The 20,504-nt window shown below is 70.6% G+C and carries 19 protein-coding genes; 13 read left to right on the forward strand and 6 right to left on the reverse strand.

Annotated features, from left to right (window positions below):
* Positions 1 to 184: 184 nt before the first annotated feature.
* Positions 185 to 1,006, reverse strand: a complete 822-nt coding sequence (locus ACKTSN_RS45175) for an SCO6745 family protein (protein ID WP_409474369.1) — start codon at positions 1,004 to 1,006, stop codon at positions 185 to 187.
* Between the two features lie 4 nt (positions 1,007 to 1,010).
* A complete protein-coding gene (locus ACKTSN_RS45180; RefSeq protein ID WP_409474370.1) occupies positions 1,011 to 1,901 on the reverse strand; it encodes an alpha/beta fold hydrolase in 891 nt (296 codons plus the stop codon).
* Between the two features lie 47 nt (positions 1,902 to 1,948).
* Between ACKTSN_RS45180 and ACKTSN_RS45185 the strand changes: the two genes are divergently transcribed.
* The 9 genes from ACKTSN_RS45185 to ACKTSN_RS45225 all read left to right on the forward strand — a co-directional run bounded on the left by ACKTSN_RS45185 (position 1,949) and on the right by ACKTSN_RS45225 (position 9,859).
* Complete coding sequence (locus tag ACKTSN_RS45185) at positions 1,949 to 3,202, forward strand: acetyl-CoA C-acyltransferase (protein WP_409474371.1); 1,254 nt, start codon at positions 1,949 to 1,951, stop codon at positions 3,200 to 3,202.
* 1 nt (position 3,203) lies between these two features.
* The gene (locus tag ACKTSN_RS45190) at positions 3,204 to 3,842 is read left to right on the forward strand and encodes an HAD family hydrolase (protein WP_409474372.1); all 639 of its coding nucleotides are present in this window, start codon (positions 3,204 to 3,206) and stop codon (positions 3,840 to 3,842) included.
* A 79-nt stretch (positions 3,843 to 3,921) separates the two neighbouring features.
* A complete protein-coding gene (locus tag ACKTSN_RS45195; protein WP_409474373.1) occupies positions 3,922 to 4,287 on the forward strand; it encodes an AMP-binding protein in 366 nt (121 codons plus the stop codon).
* Positions 4,288 to 4,366: 79 nt separating this feature from the next.
* On the forward strand, positions 4,367 to 5,053 hold the full coding sequence (locus tag ACKTSN_RS45200; protein ID WP_409474374.1) for a TetR/AcrR family transcriptional regulator: 687 nt from the start codon (positions 4,367 to 4,369) through the stop codon (positions 5,051 to 5,053).
* Between the two features lie 196 nt (positions 5,054 to 5,249).
* Positions 5,250 to 6,068 (forward strand): SDR family oxidoreductase, encoded by an 819-nt coding sequence (locus tag ACKTSN_RS45205; protein WP_409474375.1) that lies wholly within the window; start codon positions 5,250 to 5,252, stop codon positions 6,066 to 6,068.
* On the forward strand, positions 6,065 to 6,877 hold the full coding sequence (locus ACKTSN_RS45210; RefSeq protein WP_409474376.1) for an enoyl-CoA hydratase-related protein: 813 nt from the start codon (positions 6,065 to 6,067) through the stop codon (positions 6,875 to 6,877). The genes ACKTSN_RS45205 and ACKTSN_RS45210 overlap by 4 nt, the downstream gene beginning before the upstream one ends.
* Positions 6,864 to 8,093, forward strand: coding sequence for an acyl-CoA dehydrogenase family protein (locus ACKTSN_RS45215; RefSeq protein ID WP_409474377.1), 1,230 nt, complete (start codon positions 6,864 to 6,866; stop codon positions 8,091 to 8,093). Before ACKTSN_RS45210 ends, ACKTSN_RS45215 begins: the two co-directional genes overlap by 14 nt.
* A 1-nt stretch (position 8,094) precedes the next feature.
* Positions 8,095 to 8,877, forward strand: a complete 783-nt coding sequence (locus ACKTSN_RS45220; RefSeq protein WP_409474378.1) for an SDR family oxidoreductase — start codon at positions 8,095 to 8,097, stop codon at positions 8,875 to 8,877.
* A gap of 607 nt (positions 8,878 to 9,484) precedes the next feature.
* Complete coding sequence (locus ACKTSN_RS45225; RefSeq protein ID WP_409474379.1) at positions 9,485 to 9,859, forward strand: transglycosylase family protein; 375 nt, start codon at positions 9,485 to 9,487, stop codon at positions 9,857 to 9,859.
* A gap of 7 nt (positions 9,860 to 9,866) precedes the next feature.
* On the opposite strand, the gene ACKTSN_RS45230 is transcribed toward ACKTSN_RS45225, so the two are convergent.
* From ACKTSN_RS45230 to ACKTSN_RS45240, 3 genes are all read right to left on the reverse strand, one after another.
* The gene (locus ACKTSN_RS45230) at positions 9,867 to 11,033 is read right to left on the reverse strand and encodes a glycosyltransferase family 4 protein (protein WP_409474380.1); all 1,167 of its coding nucleotides are present in this window, start codon (positions 11,031 to 11,033) and stop codon (positions 9,867 to 9,869) included.
* 40 nt (positions 11,034 to 11,073) lie between these two features.
* On the reverse strand, positions 11,074 to 12,402 hold the full coding sequence (locus ACKTSN_RS45235; RefSeq protein WP_409474381.1) for a nucleotide sugar dehydrogenase: 1,329 nt from the start codon (positions 12,400 to 12,402) through the stop codon (positions 11,074 to 11,076).
* 63 nt (positions 12,403 to 12,465) lie between these two features.
* Positions 12,466 to 13,917, reverse strand: a complete 1,452-nt coding sequence (locus ACKTSN_RS45240) for a glycosyltransferase (protein ID WP_409474382.1) — start codon at positions 13,915 to 13,917, stop codon at positions 12,466 to 12,468.
* 38 nt (positions 13,918 to 13,955) lie between these two features.
* On the opposite strand from ACKTSN_RS45240, the gene wecB reads away from it, so the two are divergent.
* The 4 genes from wecB to ACKTSN_RS45260 are packed head-to-tail and all read left to right on the forward strand — an operon-like array spanning position 13,956 to position 19,648.
* Complete coding sequence (wecB, locus tag ACKTSN_RS45245; RefSeq protein ID WP_409474383.1) at positions 13,956 to 15,044, forward strand: non-hydrolyzing UDP-N-acetylglucosamine 2-epimerase; 1,089 nt, start codon at positions 13,956 to 13,958, stop codon at positions 15,042 to 15,044.
* A complete protein-coding gene (locus ACKTSN_RS45250; protein ID WP_409474384.1) occupies positions 15,037 to 15,666 on the forward strand; it encodes a class I SAM-dependent methyltransferase in 630 nt (209 codons plus the stop codon). The genes wecB and ACKTSN_RS45250 overlap by 8 nt, the downstream gene beginning before the upstream one ends.
* The gene (locus ACKTSN_RS45255) at positions 15,666 to 17,468 is read left to right on the forward strand and encodes a hypothetical protein (RefSeq protein WP_409474385.1); all 1,803 of its coding nucleotides are present in this window, start codon (positions 15,666 to 15,668) and stop codon (positions 17,466 to 17,468) included. Before ACKTSN_RS45250 ends, ACKTSN_RS45255 begins: the two co-directional genes overlap by 1 nt.
* Positions 17,465 to 19,648 carry a glycosyltransferase gene (locus ACKTSN_RS45260; protein WP_409474386.1) on the forward strand — a complete coding sequence of 728 codons (2,184 nt, stop codon included), beginning with the start codon at positions 17,465 to 17,467 and terminating at the stop codon, positions 19,646 to 19,648. Before ACKTSN_RS45255 ends, ACKTSN_RS45260 begins: the two co-directional genes overlap by 4 nt.
* Before the next feature lie 49 nt (positions 19,649 to 19,697).
* Here the strand turns inward: ACKTSN_RS45260 and ACKTSN_RS45265 are convergent, their stop codons facing one another.
* A complete protein-coding gene (locus tag ACKTSN_RS45265; RefSeq protein WP_409474387.1) occupies positions 19,698 to 20,408 on the reverse strand; it encodes a class I SAM-dependent methyltransferase in 711 nt (236 codons plus the stop codon).
* Positions 20,409 to 20,504: the final 96 nt, after the last annotated feature.

The raw sequence follows: 20,504 nt of genomic DNA on the forward strand, positions 1-20,504 counted from the left end.
ATTCTGGAGCCTACGGAAAGGGATCTCTGATCTGCGGTCTCTTCTGGCGTGCACTATGGCGACGCGCCGGGGCCCCCGGGGGCCGGATGGCCGGTGTGGGGCCAGGACCCGCGTGGCGGCGTCGACGTGGGTGAGCCAGTTCGAGCAGGTCGAGCACGAAACGGATGGGCTGTGAAGGGCTCGGTCAGCCGATCTTGAGGAGGCCGGCATCGACGACCGTGCGGCCGAACGGGCTCGCCAGTTCTGCGAGGCGTTCGCAGTCCGCATCACCCAGCGCGGCGTAGGCGGTAAGGGCCAGGCGGTCGGTGCGGTCCTCGATGTGCTGGCGCAGGCGTATGCCTTCCGGGCTGAGGGAGTCGCCGTCGAGAAGGCCTCGCGTGCGCAGGCGCTCCGCGGCGGCGGCCCACTCCTCCTCGGGCCACGCGCGACTTCCCTTGAGGAAGTCGGCGGGAACCTCGCCGGTGGCGGCATGCAGAACCAGGGCCTCCAAGCCCCCGACCCCCTCGCTCAGCAAGCACGCGACATGGCCGTCTCCACGGAACTCCCGGAGCAGCGTCTGGGCGTGCCACAGCTGCAGTACCGGTTCCTCCGGCCAGGGCAGCGCGGCATGGGCGGCGAACAACGGGCGGCCCTGCGCGTGTTCGCAGGCAGCCTCGGCGGCCCTGCGCGTCAGGGCCAGGACCTCGTCCAGAGCGGGGAGTTCGTGGATCCCGGCCCGCCGTAGGGCCTCGCCCGCGGCGGCGTGCCGCGCGTCCAGCACCTGCTGCGGCGTCACCGCGTCCCAGGCCCCGTCGACCGCCTTCCGTACGAAAGCGGGGTTGAAGTTGTAGAAGGTCGAGATGACCAGATCGGCAGATGCCCGGCCGAAGGCGGCGCTCCGGGAGGCGAAGTAGCCGGCGCGTCCGCTGAGTCCGAGGTCCGCGTACCGTCGCCTTCCCTCGGGGACGAAGTAGATCATGGCGTGTACGGGTTCGAGCCGGCGCCAGGCTGCTCGGGCTGCCTTCATGGGGTCACCTCTTCTGAGAGTCGACAGACGGGGTATTTGCTGTGGTTCCGGTGGTCCCGTACTCGCCGTGCGCTCGCAGATGTTCGAGCAGCAGGCGACTCAGCGTCTCGGGCGCTTCCTCGGGGACCCAGTGGCTGACGCCCTGGAGGGTCTCGAACCGGTACGGCCCGTTGACCCACTGCCCGGTCTCCTGCGCGGCCGCCGGGCCGAACGCGCTGTCCTCCGTGCTCCAGACGTACAGCGTGGGCACATCGATGACGCCGATCGCGCCGTCGGGGCGGCCGGCCCTGTACCAGTTCAGCGCCGCGGTGAGAGCGCCCGGCTGGGACAGGTGCCGCACGTAGGCCTCGACACTGTCCTGCGGGATCTTTCCGGCGTAAGCGGCGCGTAGCGCCTTGGCGTCGCCTGCGAGCATGCGCTCTTCGGTTGCGGGTGTTTCGCGCCAGTCGATCATGTAGTGCGATCGTTCGCGCTGGTCCGGGTCGGTGCGCAGGGTGGTGGCCAGAGCGCCGGGGTGCGGGGTCGAGACAACCGTCAGTGTGCGTACGCGGCCGGGGTGGGCATCGGCGGTCCACCACGCCACCGCGCCACCCCAGTCATGGCCGACCAGGTCGAACGACGCCCAGCCCAACTCCTCTGTGATCGCGACGACATCCTCGACCAGGACGCTGATGCGGTAGTCCTCGGGATGCTCGGGGCGGACCCCGGGGGAGTATCCACGCTGGTCGGGTGCCACCACCCGGTAGCCGTGCGCGGCCAACGCCGCGATCTGCCGTTGCCACACGAGGCCCGTCTGCGGGAAGCCGTGCAGCAGCAGCACCGGGCGGCCCTCGGGCGGACCCGCCGCGATCGCGTCGAACACGCCCGCAGCAGTGGAGATGCTCAACTCGGTCATGATTCGGCCCTTCATGCCGACTGGTCGGTCAGCTTACCGCCGCCGCCATGATTGAACTTGACGCCGAGTTCAACTATAACCGGTCGGGAGGTGAGACGAGCATGAGAGAAGCAGTCATCGTTTCGACGGCAAGGACGCCGATCGGGAAGGCGTACCGCGGCGCGTTCAACGACACCCAGGCGCAGGAACTCGCCGCCCATGCCCTCTCGCACGCGGTGCAGCGCGCCGGGCTCGAGGGCGGCGAGGTCGAGGATGTGATCTTCGGCTGCGCCATGCAGCAGGGATCCTCCGGTGGCAACGTCGCCCGCCAGGCTGCCCTCCGCGCCGGACTCCCGGACACCGTGTCCGGGATGACGATCGACCGGCAGTGCTCGTCGGGCCTGATGGCGATTGCGACGGCCGCCAAGCAGATCGTCGGTGACGGCATGCAGGTCGCTGTCGGCGGCGGGGTCGAGTCGATCTCCTTGGTGCAGAACGACCACATGAACACCCACCGCATGGCCGATCCCTGGCTGGTCGAGCACAAGCCGAGTATCTACATGCCGATGCTGCAGACGGCTGAGATCGTCGCCGAACGCTACGGCGTGAGCCGGGAACGCCAGGACGAGTTCGCGTTGGTGTCACAGCAGCGCACCGCGGCGGCGCAGGAGGCCGGGCGGTTCGACCAGGAGATCGTCGCGCTCGCCAGTGTCAAGAAGGTCCTGGACAAGCAGTCCGGGGAGGTGCGTGACGAGGCTGTGACCCTGACCCGGGACGAGGGCAACCGCGCGTCGACCACACTCGAGGGCCTGGCCGGGCTGGCGCCGGTGCTGCCGGACGGTCAGGTGACCGCGCATTCCAGCGTGACGGCGGGCAACTCCTCGCAGTTGTCGGACGGGGCTTCGGCGTCGGTGTTGATGGAGTCGAAGGAAGCCGAGCGCCGCGGACTGGAGCCGCTGGGCGTTTACCGGGGTATGGCCGTTGCCGGTTGCGGGCCGGACGAGATGGGGATCGGTCCGGTGTTCGCCATTCCGAAGCTGCTGAAGCAGCACGACCTCACCATCGACGACATCGGTCTGTGGGAACTCAACGAGGCGTTCGCTTCCCAGGCGCTGTACTGCCGCGACGAATTGAACATCGACCCGGAGCGGTTCAACGTCAATGGCGGCGGAATCTCGGTCGGCCATCCGTACGGAATGACCGGTGCCCGTCTGGTGGGGCACGCCTTGATCGAGGGAAGGCGTCGCGGCGTCCGGTATGTGGTGATCTCGATGTGTGTCGGCGGCGGAATGGGCGCAGCCGGGCTGTTCGAGGTTGCCTGAGGTGTCGAGCGGGACGGAAAAGGCGCGAACCGCGGTCCTCGTGGACTTCGGTGGGGTCATCACCTCCAGTGTGTTGCAGGCTTTCACCGACTTCGGCGCCTCGCTCGGCGGCGACCCGCGTCTGCCGCTGGATCTCCTCAGCCGGGACCAGCCATCACGCACCCTCCTGGCCGACCACGAGTCCGGCCGTATCGACGCCGCAGCCTTCGAGCGAGGGTTCGCCGAGCGTCTCCGCGCCCATGGCGCCGACGTACGGGCGGAGGGGCTCACGGCCCGGATGCAAGCGGGAATGTCGATCGACCAGGACGTGCTCACCCTGCTCGATGATCTCCGCGCCGCCGGGTATCCCATTGCGCTGGTATCCAACTCGTTCGGAACCGGAACCTACGACGGCGTCGACCTCGCCGCTGTGGCCGACGCCGTCGTCATCTCCGCCGAGGTCGGGATCCGCAAGCCTTCCCGGCGGATATACGCGATCGCATGTGAACGCCTCGGCGTCGCCCCCGAGGAGGCAGTCATGATCGACGATCTGCAGCAGAACCTCGACGGAGCGGCGCGGATCGGAATCGGGGGAGTGCTGCACACCAGCGCCGCCGACACCCGCCGCCAACTCGCCGAACACTTCAGGATCACCGTCTGACCGATCGACCGGTCGCAGCAGACCGGTCATGTGGGATCCGCACCGCATCGCCTGCTCACATCCACGGAAGGCACCGCTCATGGCCAGTGTTCTCGACCCGGTCCGCCGCCACGCGGCTGCAACTCCCGACAACATCGCGCTGCGCGGCGGCGCGGATCAGTGGACCTACCGGCAGCTGCGCGACGCGAGCGTTCGCTATGCGGGCGCCTTGACCGCCGCGGGCGTGTCGCCCGGGGACCGGGTACTGCTGGCGGCGCCGTCGGTGCCCGAATTCGTGGTGGCCTACCTCGGGAACCAGGACATCAAAGGGGCTGAGGCATGGCGGGACATACGGGGCGCCGGTCAGGGCGTCGGTGCGGTCGGTGCGGTACTTCCCGCGGCAGCGGTCGTCGAACGCCTCGCCGGTGAGTACGCCGGGGCGAAGAGTCGGCTTCAGCGCTGGTAACGGGGTGCGCCACAGCCGCACGAGCCCGTGCACCGTGCGCACTTACGAGTCTGGCGTCAGATTCAAGTAAACTTCCCGGATGGACACCACTGCGCCCGAGGACAGCGAGCAGGCACCGCCGATGGCGCCCCTCTCGCCACTTCGCGAGCCGCCGACGACGAAGCGCGGAGCGCGGACGCGCGCCGCTTTGGTGAAGGCCGCGCGGAAGGTGTTCGAGCGGGACGGCTACCTCGACACCCGCCTGGCCGACATCACCAAAGAGGCCCGATGTGCGGCGGGATCCTTCTACACCTACTTCGCCAACAAGGAAGAGGTGCTTGCCGCCGTCCTTCTGGAGGCGCAGGAGGACATGCTGCACCCCGGCATGGGCCGGGTGCAGGGCACTGACGATCCCTATGCGGTACTCGAGGCGAGTAATCGCGCGTATCTCGAGGCATACAAGCGGAACGCGAAGCTGATGGGACTGCTTGAGCAGGTCGCGCAAGTGGAGCCGGAGTTCCGAGAGTTCCGAAACCGGCGCTCGGATGCGTTCATCCGCCGCAACGCCCGCGGCATCGCCGACCTGCAGGCGCGGGGCGTCGCAGACCGTGAGGTCGATCCGATGATGGCCTCCCGTGCGCTCTCGGGCATGGTCAGCGTCATGGCCTACAACGCCTTCGTGCTCGGCGAAGGGCAAGACGAAGGTGCGCCAGTGGACTTCGAGGAACTCGTGTCCACCGTCACCCGGCTCTGGGCGAACGCCCTGCGGTTCCCCGGCCACCGCTGATCCGGCCTTCTCCCTTCTCCCCTCTCAACCCTTTCTCTGCGGATGTGGCGATCGCTTGCGCCTTCTCCGTGTGGTGACGCATGCCCAATGGTTGAACCTGACGTCAGATTCAACTATACAGGTGGCGGAGACCACGGCCGCAGCATCGCGAGGGCCGTGCCCGGCACCGCACACCCCGCCACGGAGAGGGTTCGCTGTGAACGTTGCACAAAGAGTCGCCATCGTCACCGGTGGCGGTGGCGGCATCGGCGGCGCGCTGGTCGCACGGCTCGCTCGCGAGGGTGCCCGGGTCGTCGTCGCGGATCTCGACGTGGACACCGCGCGGGCGGTGTCCACGACAGTCAACGCCGATCATCCGGGAAGCACCGTCAGCGCCGGCGCGGACGCTTCGGACACCGCTCAGATCCAGGAGCTGATCGACCTGGCGGAGCGCGTGTTCGGCCCGGTCGACCTCTACTTCGCGAACGCGGGTATCGCCGGGGCACCCGGCCTCGACGCGGGCGAGCAGGACTGGGACCTCTCGATCGACGTGAACCTGCGAGCCCACATCCGTGCGGCGACGCTGCTGGTGCCGCGGTGGCTCGAGCGCGGTGAGGGCTACTTCGTCAGCACCGCCTCTGCGGCCGGGTTGCTCACCCAGATCGGCTCCGCCACGTACGCCGTCACCAAGCACGCGGCCGTCGCCTTCTCCGAATGGCTGAGTGTCACCTATGGCGATCGCGGAGTCCATGTCAGCTGTCTGTGCCCGATGGGGGTGAACACCAGGTTGCTGTATTCCGGGAAGGACTCCGGGGACGCCCTGGGGAGAGCGGCCACCCAGGCCGTCACGTCCGCGGGTGACGTCCTCGAACCGGTCGAGGTCGCCGACGCCGTCCTCGCCGCGATCGAGGACGAGCGCTTCCTGATCCTGCCGCATGAAGAAGTTCTGGACATGTACCGGCAGAAGGGCTCGGACTACGACCGGTGGCTGAGCGAGATGCGCCGCTACCAGAGCTCTCTGCTGGCGCAGGCATGACCGGCACGCCGGGCGAGCTGGTCCTCGCCGAACACCGAGGGCCCGTGCTGGTGCTCACGTTCAACCGGCCCGCCAAGCTGAACGCCTGGACCGACGAACTCGAAGACCGCTACTTCACGCTGCTCGACGCCGCCGAGGACGATCCGGACGTACGCGCCGTCGTGGTCACCGGCGCGGGACGCGGATTCTGCGCCGGCGCCGACCTCCAGCGGCTGCAGGCGCTCGGCGAGGTCTCCGAGGCGGACAGGGCGCGGCGCCGGCCGCGCGATGTACCGCTGACCCTGCGCAAACCGCTGATCGGTGCGGTCAACGGAGTGGCCGCGGGCCTGGGCATGGTGGAGGCGCTCTACTGCGACATTCGCTTCGGCTCGCCCTCGGCGCGGTTCACCACGGCATTCGCGCAGCGCGGGCTGATCGCCGAGTACGGGATCTCCTGGCTGTTGCCCCGGCTGGTGGGGGACAGCCGGGCAACGGACTTGTTGCTGTCGAGTCGCATGGTGGACGCCGAAGAGGCACTGCGTATCGGTCTTCTCGACCACCTGGTCCCCACCGGCAGTGTGGTCGATGCCGCTGTCGCGTACGCCGCCGATCTGGCGACGCGCTGCTCCCCGGCATCCATGGCCACCATCAAGAGCCAACTGCAGGCCGACGCGGACGGCACCTACGCCGATTCCGTGACCCGGGCGGAAGGCCTCATGCTCCAGGTCTTCCGCGGGGCCGATTTCGTCGAGCGCGTGACCAGTCACCTCGACAAGCGGCCACCAAGTTTTCCTTCTCTACCCGTCAGGAGTTCAGATGTCCCTGTTTGAGATGTCGGACCGCGCCAAGAAGTATCAGGCGGATCTGCTCGAGTTCATGGATTCGCACATCTACCCCGCTGAGGCGGTGTACGACGAGCAGATGCGCGCGTCGGGTGACCCGCACTTCCAGCCCCCGATCATCGAGGAGCTCAAGGCGGAGGCGCGAAAGCGCGGGCTGTGGAACCTCTTCCACCCGCACCCCGAGTGGGGCCCGGGGCTGACGAACCTCGAGTACGCGCCGCTGGCGGAGATCATGGGGCGCAGTCACATCGCCTCCGAGGCGTGCAATTGCAACGCTCCCGACACCGGCAACATGGAAGTGCTCACCCTCTTCGGCACCGACGAGCACAAGGAGAAGTACCTCAAGCCCCTGCTCGACGGGACGATGGCCTCGGCCTTCGCGATGACCGAGCCGCGTGTCGCCAGTTCCGACGCCACCAACATCGAGCTGCGCATGGAGCGCGACGGCGACGAGTACGTCCTCAACGGCCGCAAGTGGTTCGCCTCGAACGCAATGCACAAGAACTGCAGGGTGCTCATCGTGATGGGCAAGACCGACCCCACGGCGGCCCCGCATCGCCAGCAGTCGATGATGGTCGTCCCCATCGACGCCCCCGGGGTCACCGTGATCCGGAACCTCCCGGTGTTCGGGTACGCGGATCGCGAGGGCCACGCGGAGATCACCTTCGAGAATGTGCGGGTGCCGGCCAAGGACGTACTCAAGGGCGAAGGGGAGGGTTTCGCGATCAGCCAGGCCCGGCTCGGGCCCGGCCGTATCCACCACTGCATGCGGGCGATCGGCGCTGCCGAGCGGGCGCTGGAGCTGATGTGCCGACGCGCGCAGTCACGTGCGACCTTCGGTAGCCCGGTTGCCGAACGGTCCAATGTCCAGGACTGGATCGCGGAAGCGCGTATCGACATCGAGATGATCCGCCTGCTCACGCTCAAGGCCGCGTATCTGATGGACACGGTCGGGAACAAGGAAGCGCGCACCGAGATCGCGGCCATCAAGGTGGCCGCCCCGAACATCGCGTTGAAGATCGTCGACCGCGCGATCCAGGTGCACGGGGGAGCAGGAGTGACCGAGGACTTCCCGCTGGCGATGATGTACGCGCAGCTGCGGACGCTGCGGCTTGCGGACGGTCCCGACGAGGTCCACAAGCGGGCCATCGCCAAACAGGAACTGCGGCAGTACCGCGACGCCGCCACGGCAGCGGTGGGCTGAGATGGCAGGACTCGATCTCACCGGTCGCACCGCCGTGGTCACCGGCGCCTCGCGCGGTATCGGGCTGGCGATCGCCCAGGCCATCGCTGCCGAGGGAGGAAACGTCGTCCTCACGTCCCGGTCCCAGGAGGCGGCGGACGCCGCCGCGGCCAGGGTGAGCGGCTCAGCGCTGGGGGTCGGTGCGCACGCGGTCGACGAAGAGGCGGCCCGGCGCTGTGTGGATCTGACGCTCGAGCGCTTCGGAAGCCTGGACATCCTCGTCAACAACGCGGGGACCAACCCGGCCTTCGGGCCGGTCATCGACCAGGATCACAGGCGGTTCGCCAAGACCTTCGACGTGAACCTGTGGGCTCCCGTCCTGTGGACGGGCCTGGCCACGCGGGCCTGGATGGGCGAGCACGGCGGGGCGGTCGTCAACACCGCGTCGGTCGGCGGCATGGCCTTCGAGGCGAACATCGGGTTGTACAACGCGTCGAAGGCCGCACTCATCCATCTCACGAAGCAACTGGCCCTGGAACTCTCACCGAAGGTGCGCGTCAACGCGGTGGCACCGGGTGTGGTGCGCACGAAGCTGGCCGAGGCCCTGTGGAAGGAGCCCGAACAGGCCGTGTCCGCCTCGACAGCGCTCGGGCGCATCGGGGAGCCTGCTGACATCGCCTCGGCGGTTGCCTTCCTGGTCTCGGATGCCGCGAATTGGATCACCGGCGAGACGATGGTGATCGACGGCGGGCAGCTGCTTGGTGACGCGCTCCCGTTCAGGCAAGGAGCAGGCATCGGTGTCTAGTGCCGCGGCAGGCAACGTTCGCCCCGTCGCGACGCCCGGCACGCCCTCTCGCCGCACCGGCCGAAAGCCCAAGTACGTCCAGTACGAGGACTTCCGGCCGGCACGCCGAGAGCACGCACCGGACGCCGCTCCTTGACGGGCAAACGTTGCCTGCCGCGGCACTAGCGCGGACGTCGTCGGGATCGACGCCGGGGCGGTGAGCCGCTGGGTCGAGACCCTCGGCGTCGACTTCGCCGGGCCCTTGGCCTTCGAGCGGATCGGGCTCGGCCAGTCGAATCTGACCTAGCCGCAGTGACCTGAGCACCTACGCCGGGGGGACAGTTCTGGTGGTGGGTGGCCAACTCCCTGTTGTATTCGGGCGTCGGCGCGGTGGCATCCACCCTGGTCTCCGCCATGGCCGGATACGCCCTGGCGAAATTCCGTTTCCGGCGCCGGAACGTACTGGTCCGTGCTGTTGCCCGTCGTCATCAATCCGACCGGCTCACGGCACAAGGAGCACGCCCGGCTCGCCCTGGCAGCTGCGCGCTCACAGCCCGCGCGAAGCCGTTTGGCGTACGAGCCCGTGTCGCACGTCACCGCTCTCCGTCACGGGTGCGACAGTCTGCATATGATCTCATCGCAGAACGCTGAATTGATCAACGCTCGCAGCTCGCGCCGCCCCAGGGCGGGTACGGCGCTCGTCGTCGTGACGACTGCCGTGTTACTGGGCATCACAGCCAGAGCGGAGGCCGTGCCGTCCGTTCGGTCCGGGACCAACTGGGACGCCATCGCCGAGTGTGAGTCCGGGGGCAACTGGAAGGCGAACACCGGAAACGGCCATTACGGCGGCCTGCAGTTCAGGCAGTCCAGCTGGGTCGCGGCCGGCGGTCTGAAGTACGCTCCGCGTGCCGATCTGGCCACTCGCAGAGAGCAGATCATCGTGGCGAAACGCCTGGCCGCCCTGCAGGGAATGTCGGCGTGGACCTGTGCTTCAGCCGGGTGACGTCGCGTCAGGCGGAACGAGCCGCGTCCCCCGCGGCGGCCGTACGCGGGCGTGTATCCCGGTCGGCGGTCGCCTCCTTCGCCCATGTCTCCAGCCGGCCCGTGAACTCGGCTGCCCGCTCGGCCCAGTCGAGCTCGGCCAGCGCCGCTGCGCGGCCGCGTTCGGCGGTGCCCAGGCGCAGCTGCGTGTCCGCGCGCAGCCGCCGTACCGCGTCCGCGGTCGCCGCCGGGTTCTCGTACGGGACGAGGAGGCCGCAGCGGTGCCGCAGCACCAGGCCGGCCGCCAGGGGAATCGGTGTGGTCACGACGGGGACGCCGTGGGCCATGTACTCGACGACCTTGGTGGGCCGTGAGTGACGGTAGTTGGGCTCGTCGTGCAGGAGGGACAGGCCGGCCAGGGCGCCGGAGAGCAGAGCGAGGGCACGGTCGTTGGGCAGGTAGCCGTGCCAGCGCAGGACGCCGTCGCGGTTGGCCTCGGTGAGCGCGCCCCGCACGTCCTGGTCGGCCGCCCCCATCACCTCGACCCGCACGTCCGGCCCGAGCAGCCTGGCCGTCTCGATGAGGTCGAGCGCGCCGCGCGCCCGGGACAGATGCCCCAGATAGACGACCCGGTCCGTGCCGGGCGGCTCGGGCGGCTCGGGCGGTACGGTCGCGAGGTTCGGCACGACGGGATGCGGTCGGCGGAAACGCGCCCGGTAGGCGTCCTCGGCGAGCAGCAGCCGCACGTGCCGCTCCGCCAGACGCTCCGCCGCCCGTACCGCCACCTTCAGCGGCGGCCGCAGAGCAGCCGGCACCCAGCGCTTCATCGCCAGTGCCGCCGCTGTGTCCTCGTGCACGTCCCACACGGTCACCGGGGCCCGGCCGCGGCGCCGCCACCGGCGCAGTGTGCCGGGCAGGGCGAGCAGCAGCTCCGGGTCGTGCAGCAGCACCACGTCCGCCTCCGGTCCGCGCTCGGCCAGCAGGGCACGCGCCGCGCGCAGCGCCGCCCGGCGGTCGCGTCCGGCGGCTCGGGGGAGGTCCACGCCCTCGACGTCCGGGCGTGGTTCCACCCCGCGGGCGGTGAACGGCGCGGCGTACACGACCCGGTGGCCGCGCTCCGTCAGGGCGGCGATCTCCCGGTGCAGTATCCGCGCATCCTCGGGATGGTGGACGACGGTGACCACGAGTATCCGCATCAGAGCAGCACCTTTCGGCTCCGCGCTCGAACAGGGCCCGCTACAGCACTTCGACGCCGGGCCGGAATATCCGTCCCCGGGTGTCGAACAGCAGGCGGGCCGCGTCGGAGAGGGCGGGCAGGTCGTAGGAGGAGTGGTCCTGGAGCAGGATCGTCAGGTCGTGGTCGCGCAGGGCGGCCATCAGGTCGTCGACGCGGGGGACGGGCACGTCGTCGACGCTCCACTCGCGGACATGGGGGTCGTGGAACGAGACCTCGGCCTCCCGCTGCCGCAACAGCCGGGCCACCGGCACGGCCGGGGTCTCCCGCTGGTCGGCGACGTCGGGCTTGTAGGTGACCCCGAGCAGCAGCACGCGGGAGCCGTGCAGGGGCCGGCCGGCGGCGTTGAGGAGGTCCTGGGCGCGGCGTACGACGTACTCCGGCATCCGCCGGTTGATCTCCTGGGCCAGTTCGACGAACCGGAACTCGTAGCCGAGCGAGGAACGCACCTTGTACGACAGGTAGTTCGGGTCGATGGGAATGCAGTGCCCGCCGACTCCGGCGCCCGGCCGGAACGCCTGGAAGCCGAACGGCTTGGTGCTCGCGCAGCGGATCGCGTCCCACAGGTCGACGCCCAGCTCATGGCTGATGACGGCGAGTTCGTTGACGAGGGCGATGTTCACGTGCCGGTAGGTGTTCTCCAGCAGCTTGGCCATCTCGGCCTCGCGGGTGCCCTTCGCCTGGACGACCGTGTCGACGAGCTTGCCGTAGAAGGCGGCCGCGCGCGCCGCGCACGACGGGGTGCAGCCGCCGACCACCTTGGGTGTGTCGCGCAGCCCGTGCCCGGTGTTGCCGGGGTCGATGCGCTCCGGTGAGAAGGCGAGGGCGAAGTCCTCTCCGGCCCGCAGCCCGGACTCCCCTTCCAGCAGCGGTCGTACGACTTCTTCGGTGGTGCCCGGATAGGTGGTGGACTCCAGTACGACGAGCTGTCCGGGCCGCAGCCGGCCCGCCACCGCGTGGACGGCGGCCGTGACGGCGCTGAGATCGGGCCCGCCGTCCCCGTTGAGCGGGGTCGGCACGCAGATCACCACGGTCTGGGCGCGGGTGAGACAGCCGTCGTCGGTGGACGCGGTGAAGCCGTCCGCCAGCATCCGGCGGACGTCGTCGTCGGACACGTCGTCGATGTGGGAGCGTCCGGCGTTGAGCCCCGCCACCACGCGGGGGTCCCGGTCGAGCCCCACGACTCTCAGGCCGACCGTCGCCGCCTCCCGCGCGAGCGGCAGCCCGACGTAGCCGAGTCCGATCACCGCGAGTTCGACGGTGCCGGACTGTGGAACTTCCCCGAGCTGTTCGCTCTTGTCCCCGAGCGGTTCGGTCTGGTCGACCTGCATAGGGATTCTCCTGGCCCCGTGGTGGACACGGATCTGAGGTTGTGGTCGGTCCGGGCTCGCGCCTCAGAGGCAGCCGAGGGCGCGGTAAGCCTCGCGGGTCGTCGAGGCGACCCGCGTCCAGGTGCGGTCGCGCGCGACGATCTCGCGTGCGGCCGCACCCCATTCGGGACGTTTTTCACTGTAAAGGATGAATTCGATTGCCTCTGCCCAGGTCTGGGGGGATCCACCTGAGATGAGCCGTCCGGTCGCTCCCGGCTTGACAAGCTCTCTGAGTGCCGGGAGATCACTGGCGGCCACCGGCAGACCGCTCGCCATCGCCTCGACCGGCTTGAGCGGGGTCACCAGCCGACAGACGCGCTCATCGGTGCGCGGCACCGCGAACACGTCCAACACCGCATGGAAATCCCGCACTCGGGCATGCGGCACCCGACCGGTGAACAGGGCCGTCCCGTCGGCAAGACCGAGCCGGCCGGCCAGCCGCTGCAGCGCCGCGCGCTCCGGCCCGTCACCCACGATCAGCAGCCGCAGCGGCACCCCGCGACGCCTCAGCTCGACACCCGCATGGAGCAATGTGCCGATTCCCTCGTGTGGAGTAAGACTGCTGACCGTGCCGACGACGAGGTCGTCCGGCGCGATACCGAGTCGGGCCCGTAGCGGCGCCCCGTCCGGCAGCGGGGCCAGGAACTCCTCGTCCACCGCGTTCGGCACGATCAGGACCCGCTCCTCGGGCACCCCGCGCGCCACGATCTCCGCCTTCATCGCTGCGCCCAGCGTCAGCACCACGTCCGCCTCGCGCATGCAGTGCGTCTCCAGGTCGCGCCGGGCCCGGTACGTCGGGTCGTCGCAGGTCCGCCCCGGGGCCTGCGTCAGCCAGGTGTCCTCCAGGAACCCGCGCACCTCGTAGACCACCGGCAGCCCGTAGGCCTCGCGCAGGGCAAGCGCCACCCGCCCGTTGCCGTGGTCGGTGGCCGCGTGCAGCACGGCGGGCCTGAGCCGCTCCACCAGCCGGCCCGCCAGCTCGGCGTTGCGGGCCAGCACCGCGGCCTGCCCGTACGGCAGCCAGGTCGGCAGCAGCCGGTGCTGCGGCACGCCGCCCACCGTCTGCAGCGGGCGCGCGTCCAGCACCCCCTGCGCCACCGGGAACCCGATCCGTGTCACCACGTGCGGATCGAGTCCGGCCGCCCGCTGCGCCTCGGCGATCTTCTGGGTGCGCACGGTGTAGCCGGCGTGCTTGAACGGCAACCCATTGGTGACCAGATGAAGCACCCGCCCCGGCACGGGCCGGACCGTGCAGGCGGCGGGCGGGGCGGGCACCCGTCCCCCGGATGGAGCAGCGGTCGGCCCGGCCGTCCGGGCGCGGCCGGCGAGTCGCCGTTCGAGCGGCCGTACCCGGCGCCGCACGGGCGGCGGCAGCAGCCGTACCCCGAGCAGCGCTGCCCGGACGGGGTCGTGGCGCAGTTCGCCCCACGCCACGGATGCGGCCAGACTGAGCGCACGGGGGATATAGCACGACATGCCGCCACGGTAGGCGGAAAGAGCGGAGAACGTACGACATGAACGCCCGCGTACTCCACGTCGTCGGCACCCGACCGAACTTCGTCAAGGCCGCGCCGGTCGTCGCCGCGCTGCGCACGGCGGGCTGCGACCAGGTCCTCGTGCACACCGGTCAGCACTACGACGAACGGATGTCGGACATCTTCTTCCGGCAACTCGGTCTGCCCGAGCCGGACACCGATCTCGGCGTCGGTTCCGGCAGCCACGCCCGGCAGACGGCCGACCTGCTCATCGCCCTGGAGGGTGAGCTGTCCGCGCGGGATCCCGCCCTCGTGATCGTGTACGGAGACGTCAACTCCACTCTCGCCGCCGCCCTCGTCGCCGCCAAGCTGGGAATGCCCGTCGCCCACGTCGAGGCCGGCCTGCGCAGTTTCGACATGACCATGCCGGAAGAGATCAACCGGCGGCTGGTCGACCAGCTGGCCGAGCTGCTGTTCGTCACCAGCCCCGAGGCGGTCGGCCATCTCGCCCGGGAGGGCACCGACGCCGGTCGCGTCCATCTCGTCGGCAACCCCATGATCGACACCCTGCTCACCCACCTGGACCACTTCGACCCGGCCGCCGCCCGTGCCGCGCACGGGCTGCCCGAGCCCTACGGTGTGGTCACGCTGCACCGCCCCGCCAACGTCGACGACCCCGAGGCAGCCAAGGCAGCCGCCCGCGCCCTGACCGAGGCGGCCCGGCTCGTCGACCTCGCCGTGCCACTGCACCCGCGCGGCCGGGCGGCACTCGGCGCCGCGGGCCTCGACGGCGCACCGGGCGTTCACATCCTCGAACCGCTCGGTTACGTCGAGTTCATGAGTCTCGTGCGCGGAGCCACCGCCGTGATCACCGACTCGGGCGGCGTACAGGAGGAGACCACCGTCCTGGGCGTGCCGTGCCTGACCCTGCGCACCACGACGGAGCGCCCGGTCACCGTCACCCACGGCACCAACCGGCTCGTCGGACACCGCGAGCTGGTGCCCGCCCTGCGCAAGGTGCTGGACGGCGGGCAGCCGGCACCCGAAGAGGGCCCCCCGCTCTGGGACGGACGGGCGGGTGCCCGGATCGCCGCCGTCGTCACCCGCTGGCTGGACCACCATGTCTGAACGCACGCACACCTACTGGGACACCCGCCACCGCGAGCACGACGATCTCGCATCCGGCGGGCACATCGGCCTGGACCGCGCGGGCAACGAGATCTTCTACGCGCTGCGGCTCGGCACCCTGCTCCCCCTGATCGGCGACCTGGCCGACGAGTCGGCCCCGCTGTTCGTGCTCGACGCGGGCTGCGGCAAGGGACACTTCGCCCGCGCCCTGGCCCGGTGCGGCCACCGCGTCGACGCCTTCGACGCCAGCGAGGAGGCCGTCGCACACGCCCGCGCCGAGGGCGGCGGTCCGCGCTACGCCGTCGCCGCCCTGGACGAGTGGCGCAGCCCCTGGCCGTACGACGTCGTGCTGTGCATCGACGTCCTCTTCCACGTCCTCGACGACCGGGACTGGGCGGCCGGCCTGCGCAACCTCGCCTCCCTGGTCCGGATCACCGGACGGCTGATCCTCACCGACGAGGACACCCGGACCCGCAGACCCCGCGGGGACTACATCCTGCACCGCCCGACCGCCGAATACGCCGACGAGCTCCAACGCCTCGGCCTGCGACACACCCTGTTCACCCCGTACGGCTTCCGCGAGAACGAGGTCGGCTTCCACGTCTTCACGAGGACCCGCTGATGCGCCTGACCGATCTGCTCCACCCCCACCTCGACGGCGTCACCACCGTCGTGGACGCCACCGACGGCGGACTCAACCTCGAGCCCTATCTCCACCTCCCCGACGGCGTCGCCCTGCACCATGGCGAACAGGACGTGGGCGAAGGCGAGTTGGTCCTTCTGTCCTACGGCCCCGATCCCGAGCTGCACGGCACCGAGGCCGACTGTCTCGCCGTACTGCAACGCATGCGGCCCGGCGGCCGCGGCCTGATCGTCTTCGGCCACCGAGAGCCCGAACTGCCCTACCACCGGCTCCTCGACACCCTGGTGGCCCACCACTGCCAGGTGCTGCGCGCCGCACCGCTGGACTACGTGCACCTGCACGCGGGCGCCGTGTTCGCCCGCACCGACGAACTTCTGCCGCCGCACGACTGGTTCGGCCGACCCGTTCCGTCGGAGGGCTTCGCCACCGCGCTGCGGATCGCCGACGAGTACGTCCTCGCCGACCTGGTCTCACGATCGCTGCGGGCCCGGGTGCTGGACCTGGAACGCACCCTCGAGGAGGCGGAAGGCGCCCAGGGTCCCGCCCACCAGGAGGGGCTCGCCGAGCGCCTCGCCGCCGCCGGACAGGAGAAGGAGCAACTGGCGGCCGCGCTGCGCGGCGCCCGGGAGCGCATCGGTGTGCTCGAGGCACGCGTGGCCATGCTCGAGGGCTCGACCTCGCTGCGGGTGGGCAGGGCGCTGGTGTCGGCGGCACGGTCGCCCCGGCGCGGAGCGGCACGGCTGCCACGGGAGTTGTACGGGCTGTGGCGGGGGCGGGCCCGGACACGTCCCGCGACCCCGCACACCGCGCCGGAGGCGGCCGCGCGCGAGCCGGCACCGGACGGGAGGCTCCACCTCGCCCACCGCGCGTTCGCCTCCACACCCCGCGACCGGTTGGTGATCGCGGGGGTGCTCACCGACTCCACGGCGGCGGACTTCGCGGCGGACGCCGTGGTCAACCGGGTGCTCCCGCACGACGGGCGGCTGATCGTGCAGCGCACCGACCCGGACGCCCTGGTCGTCCAGCTCAGCGCCTGCACGGGCGACGGGCCCTGGTCGCTCACGGGCACCGGACTCGCCCCCGACCTGGACCGCAAGCTGGCCGAACTGCTCACCGAGACCCGGGCGGCGGGCCGCTCCTGCGTGCTGTGGCGGGACGGCCCGGCATCGGCGGCGCCCGGGCTCGCGCGGCTCGCCTGGGACGCAGTCCTCGACACCGACACCGGGGTGCGGCTCGCGAGCCTGGACCCGGCGGCGGTCGGCCGACAGCGACTGCGCGGGGTGTTCCGGGCGGACAGCACCCGAGCGCGCCTGTCGGAGCTGGCACGACGGATCGGCGCCCCCGATCCGCTGGACGAACGCCGCATCTGCGTGCTGGCCGCACCACAGGACAGGGCCGACGTCGCCCGACTCGTCGCCCAGGTGCTCGGCCAGGTGCACCGGCCGGCCGAGGTCGTCGTACCCGATCCCACCGGACTCGACGAACTCACCGCCGCCGGCGTGACCGTACGCACCGGCGAGCCCCTCGCTCCGTGGGTGGCCGACTGGACGGACCTGGCCGAGGACCGCCCCGACACCCTGCTGCTCGACCTGATGTGCGCCCAGGAGTACTCCGGCGCCGACGCCGTGGGCAGCACACTCGCCGCCGACGACTACATCTTCGTACCCGAACTGCGCCCCCTGCTGGTGCGCCGGTCGCTGCTGACGTCCGGTGTGCCGCCCGAGCTGTGGGCGCGGCAGGGGCACCGTTTGTTCGCCTGGTGCGGGAAGGAGCCGTCATGAGCCGGACGCTGAACGCGATCGTCTACGGCGACGTCGACCTCAATCTCATCGACGGCTCCGCGGTCTGGGCCCAGTCGACGGTGCAGGCACTGTCGCGGGCGGGCTGCGAGACGAGGCTCGTCCTCAAGGCGCCCGTGCGCACCGAGCGGTTGATCGACCCGCTGGCCGGGCTGCCCGGGGTCACGGTGGTCCGTCCGTGTGAGGAACGGCTGCTGCCGGGGCAGGCCGACCGGCCGCTGTCCCCCGTGCAGGCGTCGCAGGTGCTCGCCGGTCTCGACGAGGGCGAGCCCTGTGACCTGCTGGTGCTGCGCGGTCGCAGACTGGTCGCGCGGGTGGTCGCGGACGGCCGTTTCGAGGGACGGATCTGGGCCTATCTGACCGACATTCCGCAGTCGGCCGCCGAGATGACCGAGGAGGCCCGCGCGGAGCTCGCCCCTATCGCCGACGCCTCCCAGAGACTGCTCTGCCAGACCGAGGAGTTGCGCTGCCTCCTGGAGACCTGGGTGCCCGAGGCCTGCGGCAAGTGCGTGCTCAGCCCGCCCGCGGTGCCCGAGCCCGGCTTCCCGGTGCCGGAGCACGAGCGACCGCACGACCCCTTCCGGCTCGTCTACACCGGCAAGTTCGCACCCCTGTGGAACACCCTGCCCATGACACAGCTGCCGTCCCTGCTCGCCGAACGGGGCGTCCGGGCGGAACTGCACACCGTCGGGGACAAGATCCACGACGACCGCTCCCACCCGGACTTCCGGGCCGCCATGGCCCGCGCGCTGGACGGCACGCCGGGCGTCGAGCACCACGGAGGGCAGCCGCGCGAGGAGGCCATGCGCATCGCCGCCGACTGCGACCTCGGCCTCGGCTGGCGCCAGCCCGTCCTCGACGCGAGCCTCGAACTGTCCACCAAGATCCTGGAGTTCGGCGCACTCGGACTGCCCGTCGTCCTCAACCGCACGCCCGCCCACGAGGCGCTGCTCGGGGCCGACTATCCGCTGTACGTGCCCGGGCGCGCGGGACTCGACGACGCCGTCGAGGCGATCGCGCGTGCCGTGCGCGAGTCGGAGGTCAGGCGTCTTGCCGCCGATCGATGCCGGGACGTGGCCGCGCGGTACACGCTCCAGGCCGCGGCGGACCGCTGGCGCACCCAGCTCGAGAAGGCCTTCCCTGCGTCGCCGCCCGCCGTCGCCGCCCGGCCGCGGCCGCTGCGGGTCGGCGTCGCGGGCCACGACCTGAAGTTCCTCACCCGGCTCCTCGACCACTTCCGCGCGTTGCCCGGCCTCGACGTACGCATCGACGCCTGGCCGGCGCTCGCCCGCCACGACTCGGCCGCGAGCCGGGAACTCGCCGAGTGGGCCGACGTGGTGGTCGTCGAGTGGTGCGGTCCGGCCGCCGTCTGGTACAGCCGCCACAAGCGGCAGGGCAGCCGGCTCATCGTTCGGCTGCACCGCTTCGAACTGGACGCCGCCTGGCCGCGGCAGATCGACATCGACGCGGTCGACACGGTGATCTGCGTCAGCTCGTACTACGCCCGCCGCGCCCTGGAGCACACGGGCTGGCCGGAGTCGAAGGTCACGGTCATCCCGAACTGGGTGGACACCGACCAGCTCGACCGCCCCAAGGTGCCCGGCGCCCGCTTCCGACTCGGCATGATCGGCATCGCGCCCCGCCGTAAACGCCTCGACCTCGGCCTCGACGTCCTCGAGGCGCTGCGCGCCCACGACCGCCGCTGGCACCTCTCGGTCAAGTCCAAGCCGCCCTGGGAGTACTGGTGGATCTGGAACAAGCCCGAGGAACGCGCCCACTACGACGCTGTACTGCGCCGTATACAGACCTCGCCGCTGCTCGACGGGGCGGTGGTCTTCGACGAGTTCGGGGCGGACGTGGCGAGCTGGCTGAGACGCGTCGGGAATGTGTTGTCCACCAGCGACGACGAGAGCTTCCACCTCGCCCCGGCCGAGGGCATGGCCTCCGCCGCCGTACCCGCTCTGTTGCCGTGGCCGGGGGCGGACGAGATCTACGACCGGCGGTGGATCCACGAGGACCCGGAGGCGATGGCGAACGCGCTGGCCGGCCTGGGGGAGGGCGGCTGGCGGGACGCCGGGGAGCTGGCCCGTACACAGGTGCGGGAGGAGTTCTCACTGGAGCGGGTCGCCCGGGACTGGACGGAACTGCTGGTGTCCCGCTGACGGCAGCCGCGGGAGCGTGCCCGTGTGCAACCGCGGAGCCGGGCCGGTCTCACTGGGGTTTGGTGACCCGAAACGCGAACTGGCCGCAGAAAGTGAGCTTGCGCAGGTTCACCAGGGCCGTCCGCCGCCTCGTGTGTACCGCCCAGCTGTCGATCTCGGCGTTGAGCGGGGACTCCTCGTTCCAGTACCGCCCGTACTCCGCCTTCCGCTCGCCGTGGTAGGAACGCATGATCAGCGTCACCCCGTCCAGGGAGGGCCGGATCTCCTCCAGGGCGAGCCCGGCCTCCTCGACCAGCACTCGGAATCCGTACGGCGTGTAGTTCCACAGGCTGAAGGAGTGGTACGGCTCGAACTGGGACGTGCTGCCGATGAACAGCCCGCCCGGCCGCAGCACCCGGCCGACCTCCGCCAGCAGGTCCCGCGGGTGCGAGACGTGCTCGAAGGCCTGGTGCGAGTAGATCAGCGGCACGCTGTCCGAGCCGAAGGGCAGGTGGATGCCGTCGAAGTGGACCAGCGGGTCGCCGCCGGGCCGGCGCTGCAGGGCTTCTGGAGAGTCGCGGATGTCGACTCCCACCCACCGCACCTTCGGATCGTGCCTCTTGAAGAGCGCCGCGGAAGTGCCCCGCCCGCACCCCAGGTCGACCACCTGGTCCGGCGCGCCCGGCGCGCTCATGACCTCGTCGAGGTAGTAGCGCGAAGTGACCTGGCGGGCGTGGTCGTCGGGGATGCAGTCGTGCATGAGGTCCCACAGGGTCGCCATGCCCCGAGGCTAGGGACGTGCCGCACCCACGGACCAGGATCCGGTCGGCGGTTCGCGGCAGTCGCCACCCATAAGGCGTGACGGCCATGCTGCCGC

It is taken from the genome of Streptomyces flavusporus, assembly GCF_046267975.1.
Lineage (GTDB): Bacteria > Actinomycetota > Actinomycetes > Streptomycetales > Streptomycetaceae > Streptomyces > Streptomyces flavusporus.

Excerpts from the sequence above, each read along its gene's own strand:
- wecB (WP_409474383.1), top strand. The coding sequence starts at position 13,956 with ATGAACGCCCGCGTACTCCACGTCGTCGGCACCCGACCGAACTTCGTC.
- ACKTSN_RS45175 (WP_409474369.1), bottom strand. The coding sequence starts at position 1,006 with ATGAAGGCAGCCCGAGCAGCCTGGCGCCGGCTCGAACCCGTACACGCC.
- ACKTSN_RS45255 (WP_409474385.1), top strand. The coding sequence starts at position 15,666 with ATGCGCCTGACCGATCTGCTCCACCCCCACCTCGACGGCGTCACCACC.
- ACKTSN_RS45240 (WP_409474382.1), bottom strand. The coding sequence starts at position 13,917 with ATGTCGTGCTATATCCCCCGTGCGCTCAGTCTGGCCGCATCCGTGGCG.
- ACKTSN_RS45210 (WP_409474376.1), top strand. The coding sequence starts at position 6,065 with ATGACCGGCACGCCGGGCGAGCTGGTCCTCGCCGAACACCGAGGGCCC.
- ACKTSN_RS45185 (WP_409474371.1), top strand. The coding sequence starts at position 1,949 with ATGATTGAACTTGACGCCGAGTTCAACTATAACCGGTCGGGAGGTGAG.
- ACKTSN_RS45260 (WP_409474386.1), top strand. The coding sequence starts at position 17,465 with ATGAGCCGGACGCTGAACGCGATCGTCTACGGCGACGTCGACCTCAAT.
- ACKTSN_RS45180 (WP_409474370.1), bottom strand. The coding sequence starts at position 1,901 with ATGACCGAGTTGAGCATCTCCACTGCTGCGGGCGTGTTCGACGCGATC.
- ACKTSN_RS45235 (WP_409474381.1), bottom strand. The coding sequence starts at position 12,402 with ATGCAGGTCGACCAGACCGAACCGCTCGGGGACAAGAGCGAACAGCTC.
- ACKTSN_RS45230 (WP_409474380.1), bottom strand. The coding sequence starts at position 11,033 with ATGCGGATACTCGTGGTCACCGTCGTCCACCATCCCGAGGATGCGCGG.
- ACKTSN_RS45215 (WP_409474377.1), top strand. The coding sequence starts at position 6,864 with ATGTCCCTGTTTGAGATGTCGGACCGCGCCAAGAAGTATCAGGCGGAT.
- ACKTSN_RS45200 (WP_409474374.1), top strand. The coding sequence starts at position 4,367 with ATGGACACCACTGCGCCCGAGGACAGCGAGCAGGCACCGCCGATGGCG.
- ACKTSN_RS45195 (WP_409474373.1), top strand. The coding sequence starts at position 3,922 with ATGGCCAGTGTTCTCGACCCGGTCCGCCGCCACGCGGCTGCAACTCCC.
- ACKTSN_RS45250 (WP_409474384.1), top strand. The coding sequence starts at position 15,037 with ATGTCTGAACGCACGCACACCTACTGGGACACCCGCCACCGCGAGCAC.
- ACKTSN_RS45220 (WP_409474378.1), top strand. The coding sequence starts at position 8,095 with ATGGCAGGACTCGATCTCACCGGTCGCACCGCCGTGGTCACCGGCGCC.
- ACKTSN_RS45225 (WP_409474379.1), top strand. The coding sequence starts at position 9,485 with ATGATCTCATCGCAGAACGCTGAATTGATCAACGCTCGCAGCTCGCGC.
- ACKTSN_RS45265 (WP_409474387.1), bottom strand. The coding sequence starts at position 20,408 with ATGGCGACCCTGTGGGACCTCATGCACGACTGCATCCCCGACGACCAC.